General features: G+C 45.3%; 10 protein-coding genes. 3 read left to right on the top strand and 7 right to left on the bottom strand.

The window, feature by feature from the left end:
• Window positions 1–1,941 carry a heavy metal translocating P-type ATPase gene (locus RDN79_RS08005; RefSeq protein WP_298553050.1) on the top strand — a complete coding sequence of 647 codons (1,941 nt, stop codon included), beginning with the start codon at window positions 1–3 and terminating at the stop codon, window positions 1,939–1,941.
• 84 nt (window positions 1,942–2,025) lie between these two features.
• Here RDN79_RS08005 and RDN79_RS08010 read toward each other — a convergent pair whose 3' ends face one another.
• From RDN79_RS08010 to RDN79_RS08035, 6 genes are all read right to left on the bottom strand, one after another.
• Window positions 2,026–3,003, bottom strand: coding sequence for a family 43 glycosylhydrolase (locus RDN79_RS08010; protein WP_298553052.1), 978 nt, complete (start codon window positions 3,001–3,003; stop codon window positions 2,026–2,028).
• A gap of 108 nt (window positions 3,004–3,111) precedes the next feature.
• Entirely contained in the window at window positions 3,112–4,842 is a 1,731-nt protein-coding gene (locus RDN79_RS08015; protein ID WP_298553054.1) for a RagB/SusD family nutrient uptake outer membrane protein, read from the bottom strand.
• A 22-nt stretch (window positions 4,843–4,864) separates the two neighbouring features.
• Complete coding sequence (locus tag RDN79_RS08020; RefSeq protein WP_298553055.1) at window positions 4,865–8,086, bottom strand: TonB-dependent receptor; 3,222 nt, start codon at window positions 8,084–8,086, stop codon at window positions 4,865–4,867.
• Window positions 8,087–8,134: 48 nt separating this feature from the next.
• Window positions 8,135–9,133 carry a FecR family protein gene (locus RDN79_RS08025; RefSeq protein WP_298553056.1) on the bottom strand — a complete coding sequence of 333 codons (999 nt, stop codon included), beginning with the start codon at window positions 9,131–9,133 and terminating at the stop codon, window positions 8,135–8,137.
• A gap of 91 nt (window positions 9,134–9,224) precedes the next feature.
• Window positions 9,225–9,839, bottom strand: coding sequence for an RNA polymerase sigma-70 factor (locus RDN79_RS08030; protein WP_298553057.1), 615 nt, complete (start codon window positions 9,837–9,839; stop codon window positions 9,225–9,227).
• A gap of 5 nt (window positions 9,840–9,844) precedes the next feature.
• A complete protein-coding gene (locus tag RDN79_RS08035; protein ID WP_298553060.1) occupies window positions 9,845–10,750 on the bottom strand; it encodes a metallophosphoesterase in 906 nt (301 codons plus the stop codon).
• Window positions 10,751–10,845: 95 nt separating this feature from the next.
• Here RDN79_RS08035 and RDN79_RS08040 point away from each other — a divergent pair, with 95 nt between their 5' ends.
• Together RDN79_RS08040 and RDN79_RS08045 are read left to right on the top strand one after the other, a co-directional pair.
• A complete protein-coding gene (locus tag RDN79_RS08040) occupies window positions 10,846–11,628 on the top strand; it encodes a phosphatidylinositol-specific phospholipase C/glycerophosphodiester phosphodiesterase family protein (protein WP_298553062.1) in 783 nt (260 codons plus the stop codon).
• A 64-nt stretch (window positions 11,629–11,692) separates the two neighbouring features.
• Window positions 11,693–12,211, top strand: coding sequence for a hypothetical protein (locus RDN79_RS08045; protein ID WP_298553064.1), 519 nt, complete (start codon window positions 11,693–11,695; stop codon window positions 12,209–12,211).
• A gap of 152 nt (window positions 12,212–12,363) precedes the next feature.
• Here the strand turns inward: RDN79_RS08045 and RDN79_RS08050 are convergent, their stop codons facing one another.
• A complete protein-coding gene (locus tag RDN79_RS08050) occupies window positions 12,364–15,207 on the bottom strand; it encodes a sugar-binding domain-containing protein (protein ID WP_298553066.1) in 2,844 nt (947 codons plus the stop codon).
• Window positions 15,208–15,280 lie beyond the last annotated feature (73 nt).

Raw genomic sequence — 15,280 nt, forward strand, 5'->3', positions numbered from 1 at the left:
ATGGAAGCTAAAACAACTTGCCACTCAGGATGCGGATGCAGTTGCGGACACAATAAAGGAGAAGAACGCCCGAACGTGGCATTGCCGGTCCTGTCCTTCATCCTGCTCGTTACAGGCCTTATCTTTGGGCATACCGGACAAGGCTGGTTCTCGCCGGCGGTAAGGCTCGTCTGGTATCTGGCGGCATTCCTTCCGGTAGGGCTGCCAGTCATGCGGGAGGCCTATCGCGAGGCTTTGCGAAAAGACTTCTTCACCGAGTTCACATTGATGTCGGTCGCTTCGCTCGGAGCTTTCAGCATCGGCGAATACCCGGAAGCCGTGGCTGTCATGCTATTCTATACGGTCGGGGAAATGTTGCAGAACAAAGCAGTCGAACGTGCATCACAAAATATCAGCCGCCTGCTCGACGTCCGTCCCGAACGTACGGATGTATTCCGTGAAGGCAAGTATGTCAATATCTCCCCGAAAGAGGTACGGACAGGCGAACGGATCGAGGTAAAGCCGGGCGGACGCATACCGCTCGATGGGATTTTGCAGGAGCCCGAAGCATCGTTCGACACCTCCGCCCTGACAGGCGAAAGCATGCCCCGCACGCTCCGGAAAGGGGATGAAGTCCTGGCGGGGATGATCGTACTGGGACAAACCGTCCGCCTCGAAGTGAACCGCCCGTATGAGCAAAGCGCATTAGCCCGCATTTTAGCGTTGGTGAAAGATGCGGCCGAGCGTAAAGCTCCCGCCGAGCTGTTCATCCGCCGGTTCGCGCGGTTCTATACGCCTGCCGTGATCGTGTTGGCCCTGCTGATCGTAACGGTTCCGGCGCTTGCCGGACTGATGATGCCTTCTTTCCAGTACGTCTTTCATGACTGGTTGTACCGGGGATTGGTCTTTTTAGTCATCTCCTGCCCGTGCGCCTTGGTGATCAGCGTGCCGTTGGGATATTTCGGAGGCATCGGGGCGGCGTCACGTGCCGGCATCCTGTTCAAGGGTGGCAATTATCTGGATGCCGTCACCCGGATAAATACCGTTGCATTCGACAAAACAGGGACATTGACCACCGGACGCTTCGACGTGACGGATATGCAGGCGCACGGGATTCCCGGCCCGGAAGTATTGGCCCTGCTTTTATCCGTCGAACAGAAAAGTACTCACCCGATCGCACAGGCGATCGTCCGATACGCAAAGAAACAGAATATCTCTGCGGCAAGCATATCGGAGATGCATGAACTGGCCGGACACGGCGTGGAGGCTGTCATCGGCGGGCAGGAAGTGCTTGTCGGGAATATCCGCCTGATGAAAGAGCGCGGGATTTCCATCCCCGAAGAGTTGTCCGACAAGGTGGCGACCGTAGTGATCTGTGCCGTCAATAAGAAATATGCCGGCCATCTGCTATTGTCCGATACGTTGAAAGACGATGCCGTGGAGGCGATTGCCAAACTGAGGGAGTTAGGGGTGACGGATATCCGTCTACTGTCGGGTGACAAAAAAGAGATTGTCGCCTCTTTTGCCAAACGTTTAGGAATCGGCCGGGCATACGGGAACCTGTTGCCGGAGGACAAGGCGGCACATATCCGGGAAATGGTTGAAGAGCCGGGCAAAACCGTGGCTTTTGTCGGAGACGGAATGAATGATGCTCCGGTATTGGCTCTAAGCCATGTAGGGATTGCGATGGGCGGACTCGGTTCGGATGCGGCGATCGAGAGTGCCGACGTCGTTATCCAGAACGACCAGCCGTCCAAGGTGGCGACCGCCATCACGATCGGGCGCAAGACGCGTACGATTGTCCGCCAGAATATCATAGGGGCACTTGGCGTAAAAGGGATCGTACTGTTGGCAGGCGCATTGGGATACGTCACATTGTGGGGAGCGGTCTTCGCAGATGTCGGTGTCGCTCTGCTGGCGGTCTTCAATTCGGTCCGCATACTGAATAGGAAGACATGGTAAAACCGGATTTCACGGATTAAGGAGCCAAAATGAAACCTCTCTTTTGCCGGGGGATTAATCTCCCGGCAAAGGATAGATTTTCTTTTATTTCAGAAAAGGTTTCCCATTTTTCCAAACCACCTCTTCCTGTGTGATATACCAGGTTTTTCCGTTATCATTATTTCCCTGATAGAACAGGTAAGTGCGTCCGTCCGAATCGGTAAAAATATGAGGATGGCCGGATTCGCTGGAATTCCATTCGCCGGATTTACCGTTCCTAAGGAAAGGTTCTTCCGAAAGGCGTTTCCAGACAATGCCGTCTTCGCTTTCCGCCACTCCGATCTGCTGGGGGGCATTATTGTAAGCCCCGGCATAAAACATATAAAGTTTGTCACCTTTCTTTGCGATCGAAGCCCCTTCGATGCATTTTCCTTCCCACGGATACACGGGATACAAAATAGAGGAATCCGTCGCCTGCACCCAATCTTCCCGGTTGAAATTGGTATTGCCCGGAGCAACGGCTACTCCCTGCATCTGGATGTCATAATTTTTATCGCGGGTTGCAAAATAGAGGAAATAACGTCCCTTGAACTCGCACACTTCCGCATCTATGGCACGCCCGCAAGTCCAATCCCCGACCGGGTGGAAAATCGGATTCGTAGGATTCCTTCTGAAATGAATGCCGTCATCCGATACGGCATGGCAGATGGCATCTTTCTTCCCATTCCCGTATGTCTGATAAAACAAATGCACCTTTCCGTCCTTCACCAACGCACCAGGCGCACAAAGTCCTTTTTGCTCATAATCGGCTCCGGGAGCAGGCGTGATCTCTCCCACCTTCGTCCAGTTCACCAAATCCTGACTCTCCGCAATCCCAATATTCCATCCGGAATCAGGTTCCCCCTTCATCGGCGGAATGGAATGATACATCAAATAGCGCCCCTTAAAATTAACCACATGCGGATCTTTCGAATAAGGAACCCCGACACGGGAGGTATCACCGTATAGCATGAGGGGACGTTGTTGAGCGCTTGCACACAAAGAGAGGAGCAGGCTGAGAATTGTTAGCAAAAGTGTTTTCATTATTACTTTATTATTCATTAATCCAATATACAAAGATAAAAACAAATTCAAGGAGAGACAAAAACTCATCTCTCCCTAAACCATATATAGAATCAAAAGTCTCAACCATTAGTTACCATAACCCGGATTCTGTGTAAACTCTTCCGGATTTGAAACATTGGTGAGTTGATCACGAGGTATTGGACGTAAGACATGGAACTCTTCAAATTTTCCAGCAGTAGAAGAACTCATATTCGAATTATTCATACGTTCCATTAATTTGCCTGTACGTTTTAAATCATACCAACGATGCATTTCTCCCATCAGTTCACGCCCACGCTCATCCAAGATAAAATCAATGGAAACATCCGATGATTTTATCTCCATATCTGTTTCATGGCCAGGAACAGCCGCTCTATGACGAACTACATTAATATACTCGACAGCCTTTTGTGAATTACCTAATAAAAATGCAGCCTCAGCAGCCAACAAGTAAGTATCCGCTAAACGGAAAACAAACACATCTCGTGAACCTGCTGTCCAATTGACTTCCGGACGTAACGGATCTAAATGTTTTACCAGATAAGCATACATTTTATAACTTGTGAAGCGGGTGTTGGAAGGCCACTTTGCATTAGGATTCGTTTCAGACTGGACATCTATCGCCGGATCAATTTGTTCACGCATATATTCAGGTAAGAAAACAAGAACCGGCCAAACTTCTTTGATTTGCTCCGGTGTCCAAGGTTCTCTCGGATCGATCATTGCTAATTCACCTTTTTTCCAAACTTTTTCTTCCATCTGTTTGCTATAAGGACTGAATATTTTTTCAGTCACAGATTTTTCTGTAACATTCCATCTGGAAATAAAGCAATCATTCCAACGTTTATCGATCGCTCCATCAAACAAATTAATAGCAAAATCTGTTGAACGCTCTCTACTCCAAGGACGACCATATTCTATTACACGTAATACAGCCGGATGTTCTTCTGAATAAGCAGAACAGAAAAACATATGAGCCGTATTCCCCTTTCCATTCAATTCTGCATTTTGCGTATACAGCACCGGAAAAATAACTTCCGAATTATGTTTATTGTTCATATCCCAAAGTTCTGCATGAGACTGAACCAATGAATATTGTCCAGAATTAATCACTGTTTCTGCATACTGTAATGCATTTTCAATATCACGATTATCCCGCTTTACTGTCAATAAAACTCTTGACAGATGATGCATCGCTGCATATTTTGTTACTCGACCATATTCTGAAACAGAATAGGATTCCGGTAAATTCTGCATTGCATACTCCAAATCAGAAATAATTTGCGTCCATACTTCATCAGCCTTTGTTTTGTACACAGCTGTTTCAACAGAATTCGTAGGTTTTAAAGACATTGGAATATCTCCAAATTGCTGAACCAAATGATAAAAATAATGAGCTCTGATAAATAAAGCCTCCGCCAAATATTGTACACGCAAACTTTCATCTAATCCTTCAATTTCATCATTTTCCAGACTATAAATAACAGTATTGCATTGATTTATTGACTTATAAGAATTATACCAAAAACTTCTTACATCATTATTGGTTGCATCTATTGTCCAATTTCTCCATTGTTCACTACCATTATAAGCGATCCATAAATCAGACGGCCCCTCACACATATAAATCAGGTATTCCTGTATATACATGTTTCTTAAGGTAGAATACAATCCATTCACACCATTAGTAATTCCCTCTTTAGTGGTATAGAAATTACCGACAGTCACTTTGTTATAAGCTGTTTCTTCCAAGAAGTCGCAAGACACTAAGCAGAATAAAGACAGCAAACCTATTAATGTTTTATTTAGTATTTTCATATCTCGTTATCAATTAGACTATTTAGAAAGTTGCATTTACTCCAAACACAAATGAAGTCAACGGACGATGGTCCGTATAAGCATTACAGTTTTCCGGATCCAGTCCTACATAATCACTTTTTGTCCAAGTATATGGATTTTCAACCATAAAATACATTCTGAACTTTTCGCTATAGAACTTCTTGGAGATTTCTTTCGGCAATGTATAGCCCAAGTTAATGTTCTTCAAACGAATGAAAGAAAGATCCCTATATGCATAATCACTCGATGTCAGTAACTCCTGTGAATTAGTTATGACAGGTTTAGGACAAACATTAGATGGATTATCCGGCATCCAGAAATCCACATTCAAATGATTATAACGAGTAGAACCCGCTTCATCTGTCAAGACACCTAACACCTGCCCATATTTCTGACGCGTATAGAAATAAATATTCAAATCGAAATTCTTATAATACAGTCCGGTAGACAAGCCTGCCGTCCACTTCGGTATCTTATTGAATGTGTACAAATCGCCTTCATCATATACACCATTATTGTTTACATCTTCTATTTTAGGATTTCCCGGTTCACGCCCATATCGTGCAGCCTCTTCCTCTTCTCCCTTTTGCCAAACACCGATATATTTATACAAGCGTTCAATATACAACGGTTCTCCAATAAACCATTTATTCCCCGGGCTATCCTCTTTCCCGTTAAACAATTCGACAATTTCATTCTTGTTATAACCAAACGTCAAGTCCACTGTCCATCTGAAATCTTTCGTTACCACCGGAACTGTATTCAACGCGATTTCTACACCCGAATTACGAGTTTTACCTACATTCTGCCAAGTAAATTCATATCCGGTAGTAATCGGTAAATTACGTTTCATCAACAAGTCATCCGTATTACGGACATATCCATCAATAGAACCGTTGATACGATTATTCAAGAAGCCGAAATCAACACCGACGTTATATTCTTCCGTTCGTTCCCATCCCAATTGGTTATTAGCTAATTCTGTAGGAAGATATCCCATTGCCGACTGTTCATTCGTACCAAAATAATAGACATATTTACCTAAAGCTCCTTGTGTGGCATATTCCGATATGGCCGTATTGCCTGAATTACCCCAACTTAAACGGAATTTCAAATTTGAAAGCCAATCAACATCTCTCAAAAATACTTCATCATTCATACGCCAAGCTAATGCCACAGAGGGGAAGAAATCCCATTTATTACCTTTAGCCAGACGAGAAGAGCCATCATAACGTCCTGTCAATGTCAATAAATACCGATCCTTAAACGAATAATTGATCCTTCCCATGAATGACAACAATGCCCATTTCCGTACAGAAGATAGACGAGTAAAGACATCTGGTGCTTCATTCACATTAAACGAAGAACCAAAGTAAGGCATGCCTTGCCCTGTCAATCCGACCAATTCCGACTTATCAGTCTGCATATCATGCACGAGCGAAGCATCCAAACTATGCTCATTCCATGTTTTTTTATAGTTCAACATATTTGTGAATGTAATCTGCTGTTCATTCGTTTTCTTATACTCAGCAGACGGATCCGCCAGTTGGCGAACTTGAGAAGTAGAACTCTTATAAACTCCATTCTCGATTGACGACAAGCCATATGTCAAACTTGTACGGAATTTCAAGTCTTTGATTATTTCCCAATCCGCGAATAAGTTCAAAAGGATACGGGTACGTTTTTCTTTATTGTCTACATTATTCTTATCAGTATCGAACAAAGGATTCGAATGCAATACCGTCTGATACCAACCGCTATTGTAAAAGCGCATATCTCCATTCTCGTCATAAACCTCCGTTAGTGGATCAATAACTGTTCCATATTTCCAGACACTATTATCTCCATTATTACGAGTCGTCAATGCTAAAAGAGAAGAATAGCCTACCGTCAAGTTCTTTGCCAATTCCATATCCCCGTTAATACGAGCAGAGAAACGTTCATATCCCATATTATCAATAATACTTTGGTCTTTATTATAACCTAACACTAACATGTTACGGTTACGGCCATTCGACTGGTTGATACTGACATTATGGTCTGTTTTATAGCCCGTACCGCTAAACATCAAATCTTGCCAATCTACAAATTGTCCGGAGTTCAAGGCTTTTAATTGAATATCATCAAATATTTCCTTATCTGTCTTTCCGTAATTAGCCATTCTTTTCCAGTCTGCATATTTTTCACCGCTCATCATATCATAATTCTTGAATGACTTGGACACGCCGACATATCCGTCATAGCTAACAGACAGTTTAGCTTCCTTACGGGCACGTTTAGTCGTAATGATAACAACACCATTTGCTCCTCGAGAGCCATAAATGGCAGTGGATGAAGCATCTTTCAAGACATCAATCGATTCGATTTCTGCCGGGTTGATCTCATCGATCTTTCCTCCGAACGGAGCATCATCCACCACTATCAATGGATCATTGCCCGCATTGATCGAATTATATCCACGGATCACAATGGTAGAAGATGCTCCAGGAGAGTTTCCCATCGTAATATCCGCACCTGCAATTTTACCTTGCAATGCTTGCATAGGATCTTTCATCACCGCCTGATTCTGAATCGACGAAGATGAAATCTGTGAAACAGATCCTGTCAGGTCACGTTTTTTAACAGAGCCATAACCAACCACAACCACTTCATCCAAAGCTTGCGTATCTTCCTTCAATTGGATGTTCAAAGTTGTCTTGCCTTTACTAACCACGACATCCTTGTCCAAATATCCGATGTACGTTATGCTTAATTGGGAGCCTTCGGATATCGACAATGAAAAATTCCCATCCATATCCGTAATCGTACCATTAGCCGTCCCTTTTTCTACCACATTCGCACCGGCGACCGGTTCTCCATTCTCATCTTTTACGATGCCTTTTACGATGATCTGCTTTTGTTGGGTGGCAGAGGGTTCTGCGACTTCTTTCTTGGAAATGACGATCATCTTGCCTTGGACGGAATAAGACAATCCGTTATCCAATACGGCAGATAGCACTTCTTCCAAGGATGCATCATTAAAATTATGCGTAATCTGCTTCTTCTCATTCACTTCATCCTTTTTGTAAATGATGGAATACTGCAGTTCTTTCTCTACTTCCGCCAAGACTGTTTTTAAAGGAACATTTTTAAATTGCCGGGTGATCCGTTGTGCATTCATGGAGGTAGCCCCAGAAAGCATCAAGGCAAGGATTAACGCCCTTCCTACATGTTTTCTATACATAAACCAATAAATTAAAGAATTAGATTTAATAATATATTAACAATTGCGCTATTGTTTTCTAATATAAATATCCCGACCCCGCCGTTCATAACGGATCGGAATAATCTCGGATAGAGCGTGAAAGACATCTCCGACCGTCTCTTCATTGCGAAGTGATACGCGGAAAGCTATATCTTTTTCCAAGTCGTCTCCCAAATGAATCTGAACGTCATATTTACGGGATAGGCGGACTGCCAGCTCATTGAGAGTGATTTTATCATATTCAACTCTCCCTTCTGTCCAAGATTTATATTGAGATGCCTGAACCTTCTGACGGGAAAAACTTCCGTTTTGTTTGTCAAGACTCAGCAATTCTCCCGGTGCAACCGGAATATGTCTCCCTTTATATAAAATATCGATAGAGCCTTCCAATAATGTCGTTTTAGCAGAAATATCTTCAGGATAAGATGATACATTAAATTTTGTTCCTTTCACCAATACACTGTACTGATCCGTTTTAACCATAAAAGGAGTTCCATCAGACTGTTTGGTCACTTCGAAATAAGCTTCGCCGGTTAACAAGACTTCCCTGTTTTTAGAATTGAAATTACCAGCATACTGTAAAGAAGAACCGGCATTCAACCATACAATCGTTCCATCCGCCAGTATCAGTTTGCTTTTTTCTCCATAGGCCGTTTCTAAAGCAAACAGGTTATTGGCGAGCTCCATACTCCGGTAAAAATGAAAACCATACATACCGCCCAACACTAACACGCAGGCAATTGCAGCGACCGCGATAAACCGCTGCAATTGCCTGCGTTTAGTACTAAACGTGCCATTCAACGATTGACGCACCTGCACTCGGCGTTGTAACTGTTTCCATTCATTCGAAACTTCAGGAATCAGTTTATAGGAAAGCATCCATTCTTCCTCCCATTGACGGAACGTTCTTTCATTAGATGGTGCATCATTCAAAAACCGGAAAAGAAGCTCTTCTTCGGAGGGAGTAATGCGTCCTTCAAAATAACGTATTGCCAACTGGTGATTATCGATCTCCTGCTCTTTCATAACTTTTGCTTTCTATATGATGTAACAACTCAAATGAATTTTACCCAACCCCCTTCTTAAAAAAAATCCTCAAAACAAAAGAAACGAGATTTCATTCGGAAAGCAGCCAAGCCAGTATAGCGATATAGACATCCAACGGATATTTGTCTTTAAAATGTGCGGAAAAGCGTGCTAAGGCTTTGGCTATATGTTTTTCCACCGCAGTAGTCGATATTTGGAGAGCATCTGCAATCTCCCGGTTTTTCATTTTCTTAAAACGACTCATTTCAAATACTTCACGGCAACGGGAAGGCAAATCATTCATAACAAGACTGATCTGTTGTTGCAATTCCTTATACAGGAGGGAATATTCCGGGCTCAGGTTAAAATCCCAATAATAAAGTTCTTCACGTCCACCCACCTCGTCCAAATGCTCCAAACTATGCTGTTCCACCAATTGTAAATGTTTCAAATAGTTCAGGCAAGCATTCCTCACCATTGCGAAAAGGAGGGATGAAATGGAAACTGCCTCTATCAAATCACGTTTTTCCCAGAATCTCAAAAAGCTTTCCTGTATGATATCCCGGACCGCCTCTTCATCTGTCACAAAACGAGCAGCATATCCCCGTAACCGGGGATAATAGGTATTGAACAGAAATTCGAACGCTTCACCGTTTCCGTTCTTTATCTCCTGAAGGAGAATCTTCTCGTCTGTGAAGTTCTTCATACTGATTATCGATTATGCTTCATCTCCTTATTCTCGCAATTATAAAACCCCTCTATATAGATATTCAAGTCTTTGTCTATCTCGATAACGGCAAAGCTGTTATTTTCGGGAAGGCTACCTTCGATCATTCCTTTCATCGTAAAATAGTGGATTCCTGCCCGGAAACTATAATTACCGGCATGATGGTGCCCTTGGATAACGGCTACGACCTTGCCGCTTTGCTCAAGTATCGAAACGATCTCTTCTGCATTGCCGATACAAAGTTCCTTGTCGATCCCGGAGAAAGTATCCAACAATTCGTGGATAAAGATCACGACCGGCAAATCGTCTTTCATCAGTTCCTGCCGGAGCCATTCCTTCTGAGCAGTTGGAATAAACGCTTTGGTCCAATCGAAAGCGCCGGAATCATAATCGGAACCATCCTCGTTGCAATTACCGTCCAGCACGATAAACTTAATTCGGTTCCGTACGAAGGAATAATAAGGCTTTCCTTTCGCATCCCCGTAATTGATCGTATGAGCAAGAAATTCAGATTTCGAGATGCTATCCATATCGTGATTACCCAACACATGGTAGACCGGGCCGTCGAAAGTCCGGAACTTTGCTTCTATCTCATCCAAAAACGATAAAGTCTGTCCTCTTTCAGGGGTATCTCCCATATCTTTCAAGTCTCCAAGCTCAATCATGAAATCTAATTTCCGCTTATTAAAAACGTCTATCGCTTCCGATAATTTTATGATGGACTGTTCATAATAGCGGGTTCCGTGTACGTTCCGATGAGCAAAATGGATATCCGTCACCAAGCCGAAACGCAGGTTCTTTTGCCGGTTTAGACCGACGGCAAAGGAATCCGAACAGGACAAAAGCAACACCCCGGCGCATGATTTCTTAAAAAATAATCGTCTATTCATGGTTTATCAGATTGATCACGGCAAATGTAAACAATATTCCCGGAGAATTGGATAAAACTGATTACCTTTGCCATATCAAAATACGAATCTGCCATATGAAACTAAAAGTAATTATCTTGCTGATCAGTCTGTTATCCGGCTCGCTCGAAGCCCAGACAATTCATTACAATGCTTTCTCGCACAACGATTATGAACGGCCCCGCCCGCTATTCGATGCCCTTTCCTTCCAATTCAATTGTGTGGAAGCGGATTTATGGCTAATCGACGGCGAACTGTATGTCTCCCACGATTCGGTCGCTCCCAACCCCGATATCACATTCGAGAAACTATACCTCCTGCCCTTGGTCGAACGGATCACGAACAACGGCGGCAAAGTATATCCGGACAGCGACCGCCCGTTTTACCTGATGGTCGATTGCAAGACAGACGGCGAAGCGATGTATCCCGTCCTGAAAAGGAAGTTAGCGCCGTACGAATCTCTTTTCTGCCATGAGAAAGACGGCAAACTTCAAGAAAGCGCCATGTTGTTCTATCTGTCGGGCCGAAGTCCCCGCAAGGCTATTGCCGCCGAGAACAACCGTTTTATCTTCCTGGACGGCACGATAGAAGATTTGGGAAAAGGCATTCCGTCTACCCAAATGCCCGTCATCAGCGATAATTATTCCCAATACATCGGTTGGAAAGGCCAAGGAGAGATACCTGCCGAAAAGCTCGAAAAGATGCGCGAATATATCCGGCAGAGCCATGCGGAAGGCAAACTGTTCCGCTGGTGGGGTGCGCCGGACACGCCCCAGTTCAAGAAATTCTTTATCCAGGAAAAAGTGGATTTGATCGGGGCGGACGATTTGAAGGCGTTGAGTCTGATTTTTATAGAATAACGATGTTTACCAGCCGGCATACATAAACAAAACATATATTTGTATTGCTTAAAAACTTTAAATCATGGCAAACATCAAATTAAAGGACGGACAAACAGGGAAACAGATAATAATTTTGATCTTCGGATTCTTATTGTTATCAATCTGTATATACGGACAAGAAAAGCCCATATATACTGTAGCTTCGCATTCCCTCCCTGAAAGTAGGACTACAACGTCTTCCGGCAATATAGCGTACCCGATTCCATTTTCTTACAAGCTGACGCCCGAATGGAAAAAGCATAAAATATGTCAAGCGTGTGGATGGACGGCATTTGGCGTCGGGAGTGTCATGGTGATCAGTGGTTTTATGGGATATGTCATAGATAATATGGATGGTCCAACCCTTCGGTATCGCTTTATGGTATTGGGATTTGCGGGCGTCGCCGTAACCGCCGCCAGCGTTCCGCTTTTCGTCTTTTCAATCAAGAACAAAAAGAAAGCCCGTTCGCTCACCCTGGGAAGCAATATGCTGGCAAGCCCCTTACGAAACGGTTCGGGGATGGCCTATACGACGGGGATGTCGGTCGGGATCCGTTTTTAGCGTCATAGGCGCGTGACGTGACAATATGATAATAGGGAATGTCTGTTTTCATGCCTGCTCCCCTTGGGGAGCTTTTACGAAGGCGAGGCCGTACCTCAATCCGATGCGGCCTCGCCTTGTTTTTTTGCACTCTCCCTGTTAACGGAACGAGGCTACTTATAAGACGAAATATTGAACAGTTTCTTCATTTCGCCCGCTTTCACCTTAGCCGTAAACAGGTCTTGCAAATCCTTTGCGGATAAAGAGTAAGAGGGTGCGAAGGCTGGCGTTTCCATGTATTCCAGCAGGCTACGGTAGAATTGCCGGGCTTCCGGTTTGTCTTGTACGGCTTTCAGGTCGGACATGCAAACCAAGAGGTTACCCTTCCCGACCTTGAACTCGAACAACAAGCCTAATTTATGGTTGCGTTCGACATTGTCGATCACCTGCACGATCGGCCGGTAATCGTCCGACAGACGATCCAAGATCAGAGGATAACTCTCCTTGACGATCGGGAACCATTGCCAATTGGTATGGAACTCGGTCGGGAAATCAGCCAATGCCGGATGGGCAGGATCGGTCAGAATCCCTAATGTGCCCGGAGAGACAGGGCGTCCTAAGTTCTCACAAATGGAACGGAACATGCGGTAATTCCAATAATCCGTCTGGAACAGCCCGCCTACCGTTTGGTCCTTATGTTTGTCTTTCGGGGGGAACCAAAGGACTTTGCCGCCTTCCGTCAGGTAGTTCAGATGAGCGTCCAGATCATCCGTCACACAAATATCGCCGGCAGGTTTCACCTCCTTACCAGCCGGATAAATCCATAGGGGATACTCATTCCGATAAGGCGTGCCGTCTATCGACAAGGCAAGCGTGAGCTTTTCCGCCTTTCGGACAGAAGCGATCGAGGGCTTCAAAGTACCCGCCTTGGCCAACTCTCCCTGTTTAACCTGCAAAGGCAAAACTCCCTTGTCCAAGACCTGTTGTTTGCTGTCGGTCAATGTCCAGGACAATTGTTTGCCCTTCAAATCAGCCTCGGAATAATTGGCAATCTCCACCTCTCCGGTGGGTGCCTCATCGTTTGTCCAACAAAACTTCTCGATGCAGAACAGAGGGACAACTTCCGAACAGAACTGCCGCCATTCCTCCGGCGCGATCAACCCTTTGCTTTCCATGAAAGCATCCAAGATGCCGACATAGGCCGATCCCTGCCCCGGATAATCCTGCAAATCGAGCAACTGGAAACCGCCCCATTCCGGTGTACGCAGGTTCATCTCGATATCCGCCCGGTACAACAGAGCCGACCACTTGCCGGAAGCCATCATAAAGTCGTGCGCCTGTCCGATCATGCCGGCCTCTTCCAGGCGTTTCCTAAAGATTTCGAAATTGCGGGGCTTCAACACACCCGTATATTTCTTGATCTCTTCATAATCCGGATATACCTGGAACTGTCCCGTCTCATGGCTGATAATCGGAATATCGCACAAATCATTGGCAGATGAGAAATTCATCTCCGAATTCGGGTACGTATGATTCAGATACCCGCCGTCATACGCATCGGCAAACGAGAAGGAGGCGCGGGCATGCGTGTTGAACTGCTTCTCGTCTTCACGCCCGACACGGCAAGTCGTGAAATAATCCTCATCCGCCTGTTTGCCCTTAAAACCTAAATAATTATTCGAACCGGAAGCATAGAGATGGCGGTCGTCTTCTTTTTTGAAGGTCCGGATCAGCATGGCAAGCCCCTCTTCGCCGGACATCTCGTTGCCTAACCCGAACATGACGAAAGAAGCATGGTTGCTATATGCCCGATGCAGGTTCCGCCCTTCTTTCAACAGATAATCGCATAATTCCCGGTCGTTGATATCGATGTTTCCCCAGACGGGAAGTTCCGGTTGCAGGTAGATGCCTTCGATATCGGCCGCCTCGAAACAAGCTTCCGGAGGACACCAGGAATGGAAACGGTAATGGTTGATGCCGTATTGTTTCGCCACCTGGAAATAGTGCCGCCAAGTCTCTACATCCATTGCGGTATGGGCAATCAAGGGGAAGACACAGGCATCATGTTTCCCGCGCAGGAACGTAGTCTTGCCATTTATGGTAAACTGGCGTCCTTTTGTCTTGAAATCGCGCAAGCCGAAAGTCGCCTGTTGGGTATCGACGGATCGATCTGTTTTCAACGAAACAGAGAGACGGTATAGGACGGGTGCAAATTCGCTCCATAACAACGCCTCATCACCCAGGGCAAGCTCGAACTCCTGTTCCGGTTTCGTCCCGTCCACTTCAATCGTCCGTACCGGTGTTTTATGTTGTTTATCCGTATTCCAGGCTTCGGCATAGAAGGAGAGTGTCCCTTTTCCCGCCCCTTTATCCGGGTTACGGAGGGTGACTCTAGCGGTCACCGACTTTTTCGCGACATCCGGATAAAGCTGGATGTCATCGATCCCGCAAAGAGGGGCGCTTTCCAGATAAAAATCACCGATGATCCCGTTCCAGTTTGTCTGCGTGGAAGCGGAATAGGCATGTGAAGAACCGTAGACCTTTTCCGGAACCGCCTCTTTCCCGTTATCGACTAAAATGGCAAGGGTATGGGTTCCGGGAGAGAGGTAGGCGGACAGGTCATATTGTTGGGCGGTAGAGATATCGCTATTCGACCCGGCCTCTTTTCCGTCGACCCAGATCGTCGTGGGTTTCGTGCGTTCCATCACCAGGCGGACGGCTGTTCCGCCCCACTCTTCCGGTATCTCGACCTGTTTTGTGTACAACGCTTTCCCTTCAAACAGATATTCCCTGGAAAGGGCTGTAGTCAGTGTCATATCGGTATTGTAAGTTCCTTTTTTTCCTATATCGGTAGTGCCGGGCAGGAAAAGAGAGTCGGTGCCGGTTGTCTCCAGTTGCAATCCCCAATTCCCCTCTAAGGAAAGGCGACTCCGGGTATCGCGAGGCATTTGTTGGGTACAGGCGGAAAAAAATCCGGCGGTTAACAACAAGGCAACAAGTGTAATCGAATTTTTCATCTTCTTCAAGTTTATATTTACGTGCTTGTGGCGAAATTACAAAAAAAAGCGCATCAGAGTATCCTCGGATAGT

Source organism: uncultured Parabacteroides sp. (assembly GCF_902493135.1).
GTDB lineage: Bacteria > Bacteroidota > Bacteroidia > Bacteroidales > Tannerellaceae > Parabacteroides.

Coding starts and splice junctions, on each gene's coding strand:
- RDN79_RS08015 (WP_298553054.1), bottom strand. CDS start 4,842: ATGAAAATACTAAATAAAACATTAATAGGTTTGCTGTCTTTATTCTGC.
- RDN79_RS08030 (WP_298553057.1), bottom strand. CDS start 9,839: ATGAAGAACTTCACAGACGAGAAGATTCTCCTTCAGGAGATAAAGAAC.
- RDN79_RS08035 (WP_298553060.1), bottom strand. CDS start 10,750: ATGAATAGACGATTATTTTTTAAGAAATCATGCGCCGGGGTGTTGCTT.
- RDN79_RS08025 (WP_298553056.1), bottom strand. CDS start 9,133: ATGAAAGAGCAGGAGATCGATAATCACCAGTTGGCAATACGTTATTTT.
- RDN79_RS08040 (WP_298553062.1), top strand. CDS start 10,846: ATGAAACTAAAAGTAATTATCTTGCTGATCAGTCTGTTATCCGGCTCG.
- RDN79_RS08045 (WP_298553064.1), top strand. CDS start 11,693: ATGGCAAACATCAAATTAAAGGACGGACAAACAGGGAAACAGATAATA.
- RDN79_RS08050 (WP_298553066.1), bottom strand. CDS start 15,207: ATGAAAAATTCGATTACACTTGTTGCCTTGTTGTTAACCGCCGGATTT.
- RDN79_RS08020 (WP_298553055.1), bottom strand. CDS start 8,086: ATGTATAGAAAACATGTAGGAAGGGCGTTAATCCTTGCCTTGATGCTT.
- RDN79_RS08010 (WP_298553052.1), bottom strand. CDS start 3,003: ATGAAAACACTTTTGCTAACAATTCTCAGCCTGCTCCTCTCTTTGTGT.
- RDN79_RS08005 (WP_298553050.1), top strand. CDS start 1: ATGGAAGCTAAAACAACTTGCCACTCAGGATGCGGATGCAGTTGCGGA.